This is a genomic window from Xanthomonas axonopodis (assembly GCF_001304695.1).
In the GTDB taxonomy this organism is placed as follows: domain Bacteria; phylum Pseudomonadota; class Gammaproteobacteria; order Xanthomonadales; family Xanthomonadaceae; genus Xanthomonas; species Xanthomonas axonopodis.
This window is the reverse complement of the sequence record NZ_JFAQ01000288.1, coordinates 1-3,163: the sequence shown is the minus strand read 5'-3', so window position 1 is coordinate 3,163 and position 3,163 is coordinate 1. Positions and strand designations below refer to the sequence as shown.

Here is a 3,163-nt window from a genome sequence, read left to right as displayed (position 1 = left end):
CGAAGGCCGGGTCGGCATCCATTTCTGCCAGCAGATCGGCGGTGATCAGGTCCACGGCATTGGGCGCGGCGGCGAACGCCGGGTCGGCATCCATTTCGGCGAGAAAGTCGGCAGCGCTGGGCGCGGCGTTGACCGGCGGGGCGAAGGCCGGGTCGGCATCCATTTCGGCGAGGAAATCGGCGGCGATCGCATCGGCGCTGCGCACCGCGGCAATCGCGTTGGAAGTGGCAGCCTCGGAGACAGTGGCGGCTTCGGGAACTGCAGCAGTCTCGACCGGCGGCTCGGCCAGCGCGAGATCTGCATGCGCAAGTGGCGGCGTTTCGACCCTTACTGCGGTGGCCGCAGGCGGGGCGACGATCTCCACGCCCGCATCGTGCAGCAGGCCTTCCAGATAATCGTCCAATTCACCGTTGGCGGTGGGGTTGCTCATGCGGCTTGCTCCATACGCATCGCGTCATCGGCCAGCACCCATTCCAGCGCGCGGCGATACGCGGACAGGCCGCGGCCCTGATAGTCGCCGCCGGTGGCGGGAACGGTGAGTGCGGCGGCATTGCAAATACGGGTGTCCATCGGAACGGCGTCTTCCCACACCACCGGGCCGTAGGTGGTCTGCATTTCCTTGAGCGTTTCGTTGCCGGCGCGGGTGCGGCGGTCGAACAGGGTCGGCAGGATCGACACCGGCAGCTCGCGGCGGCGCGAACGCTGCACCATGTCGGCGGTGCGCACCATGCTGGCCAGGCCATGCAGGGCAAGCGGCTCGGCCTGGGTCGGCACCACCACGCGGTCGCAGGTGGCCAGTGCGTTGATCATCAGCAGGCCGAGCGTGGGCGGGCAGTCCAGCAGGATGTAGTCGTGCTGGCCGGCATGCCGGGTCATGGCGTTTTGCAGGGCCAGGCCCAGGCCGGGCTGGTTGGCGCTGCGGCGTTCCAGCGTTGCCAATGCGGCTTGCGCGCACACATACGACAGGCCCGGAATGCTGCTCTCATGCGCCAGGCTGGCCAGATCGCTCGGCGGGGTGCCGAACAGGTCCAGCACCCCGCGCGGCGGCGGATCGACCGCCACGCCAAACGCGCGTGTGAGCGAGGAGTGCGGATCGAGGTCGATCAACAAGACGCGGTGGCCGAGCGCGGCCAATCCGCGCCCCAATGCCAGCGTCGTGGTGGTCTTGCCGACGCCGCCCTTTTGGTTGGCGATTGCCCAGATACGCATGTCACTGCACTCCTTGAATTACGGCGGGGACGGAACTTGTGCCGCTTTCGGTGGTAACGGCCGTTTGGCCGCCGTCAGACTTGGGAAGCTCGGGCGCCCCGGCGGCGGTCGCATTTAATTGCGATGGCGGATCGGGTGCGAGTGAGCCAGCCGAGTCAGCGAGGATGATCAACACCACACGCCGGTTCGCATTCCGTCCCGCCTCAGTGCTGTTATCGGCACGTGCGCGGAATTCTCCATAGCCCACCATCGCCAATCGTTGCGGGGCGACGCCGTCGTCGGCGAACAGGTGCACCACGCTGGCCGCGCGCGCCGCCGACAGTTCCCAATTGGAGGGAAATTGCGCGGTGGCGATCGGCTGGTTATCGGTATAACCCTCCACGCGCACGCCGTTGGGCGCATCGCGCAGCACCGAGGCCAGCGTGAACAACGTCCCGCGGGCGCCGCCGGCCAGGGTGGCCGAACCGGTGCCAAACAGGATGTCGCTGTTGATCTCCACCTCGATCCACAGATCGTTACGGCGGATGGTGATGAGTTGCTTGTCGATCAGCGGGGCCAGCGTCTTGCTCAGCTGCTGCTCCACTGCATCCATCTGCCGCTGTGCGCGCGCCAGTTGCGCCTGGTTGCGCAGCGACACCGGCATGCGCATCTGCGCGGCCATCGACGGCAGCAGGGTAGGGTCGGTCGGGCCATTGGAGGCGGCCATCGGCGCCCTGGCCTTGATCACGGATGGGCGGTCGTAATCGGCGCCCAGGCTCTGGGTCTTGCCCAGCTGCACCGGGCTGGCCTTGTTCGACGAGCCACCGAAGGCGCTGGTCAGCGCCTGTGCCATGACCTTGTATTTGCCTTCGTTGAGCGAAGAGATGGCGTACATCACCACGAAGAACGCCAGCAACAGCGTCATCAGATCGGCATACGGAATCGCCCACGCTTCGTGGTTGCCATGTTCTTCGTGGTGTTTGCGACGACGGGCCATAACGCGCTAATGCAAGTAGCCTGCCAATTTCGACTCGATGTTGCGCGGGTTCTCGCCCTGGGCGATGGCGATCAGGCCCTCGATCGCCATTTCGCGCTCGTTGGTGCTGCAATGGATCACGTTCTTGAGCTTGGCGGCGACCGGCAGGAACAGCAGGTTGGCCGAGGCGATGCCGTAGATGGTGGCGGTGAAGGCCGCCGCGATGCCGTGCCCGAGCATGGCCGGGTCGGCCAGGTTCTTCATCACCGCCATCAGGCCCAGCACTGCGCCGATGATGCCCAGCGTGGGTGCGTAAATGCCCATGCCTTCGAACACCTTGGCGGCGGCAAGATCCTGACGCTCCTGGTTGTCCACTTCGATCTCGAGCATGTTGCGCATGGCTTCCGGCTCCACGCCATCGACCAGCATCTGCAGGCCCTTGCGCAGGAAGGCATCGTCCTGACGCGGCAATTGGTCTTCCAGGCCCAGCAGGCCCTGGCGCCGGGCGATATTGCTCCACTCGACGATACGCGCCACCAGCTGCGGGCGATCGCTGGCCGGCGGCTGGATCACCCAGCGCAGGATCTTGAACGCGCGCCGGAAAACCGCCGGGGAGGTGTGCAGCAGGATTGCGGCCACCGTGCCGACGATGACGATCACGAAGGCAGCCGGCGACCATAGTGACGAAATGCCGGCACCTTTCAACACGCTGCCGCCCACGATCGCCACGATCGCCAGCACCAGCCCGATTACGCTAAGTCTGTCCATGCATGCGGTATCGGCCCAGTGGCGGCGGACTTGATAGATGTAAGCGGTCGAGCGCGCCAGAAAGTTGGCGTTGTGTGGTGTGGGTCTCTTCCACTTGGGCGTCGATGCACGATAGGCCATTGGCGCATGCTCTTGCGGGTGCATGGAGCATGGTGGGCCGTGCGTGGAGCCGGTCGGGTCGTGTGGGAGCGCTTCCCGGAATCGGCATGTACTAAGGCAACGCTGATCAAG

General features: G+C 65.8%; 3 protein-coding genes and 1 pseudogene. All 4 read right to left on the bottom strand.

The window, feature by feature from the left end; translation table 11 throughout:
• Positions 1–430, bottom strand: a pseudogene (locus XAXN_RS19750) (chemotaxis protein CheW); the annotation flags it as partial.
• Positions 427–1,209, bottom strand: a complete 783-nt coding sequence (locus tag XAXN_RS19745; RefSeq protein WP_054320778.1) for a ParA family protein — start codon at positions 1,207–1,209, stop codon at positions 427–429. The gene XAXN_RS19745 and the pseudogene XAXN_RS19750, both read right to left, overlap by 4 nt.
• A 1-nt stretch (position 1,210) precedes the next feature.
• The gene (gene motD / locus XAXN_RS19740) at positions 1,211–2,185 is read right to left on the bottom strand and encodes a flagellar motor protein MotD (protein ID WP_054320777.1); all 975 of its coding nucleotides are present in this window, start codon (positions 2,183–2,185) and stop codon (positions 1,211–1,213) included.
• Positions 2,186–2,191: 6 nt separating this feature from the next.
• Positions 2,192–2,932 carry a flagellar motor protein gene (locus tag XAXN_RS19735; RefSeq protein ID WP_054320779.1) on the bottom strand — a complete coding sequence of 247 codons (741 nt, stop codon included), beginning with the start codon at positions 2,930–2,932 and terminating at the stop codon, positions 2,192–2,194.
• Between the last annotated feature and the right edge of the window lie 231 nt (positions 2,933–3,163).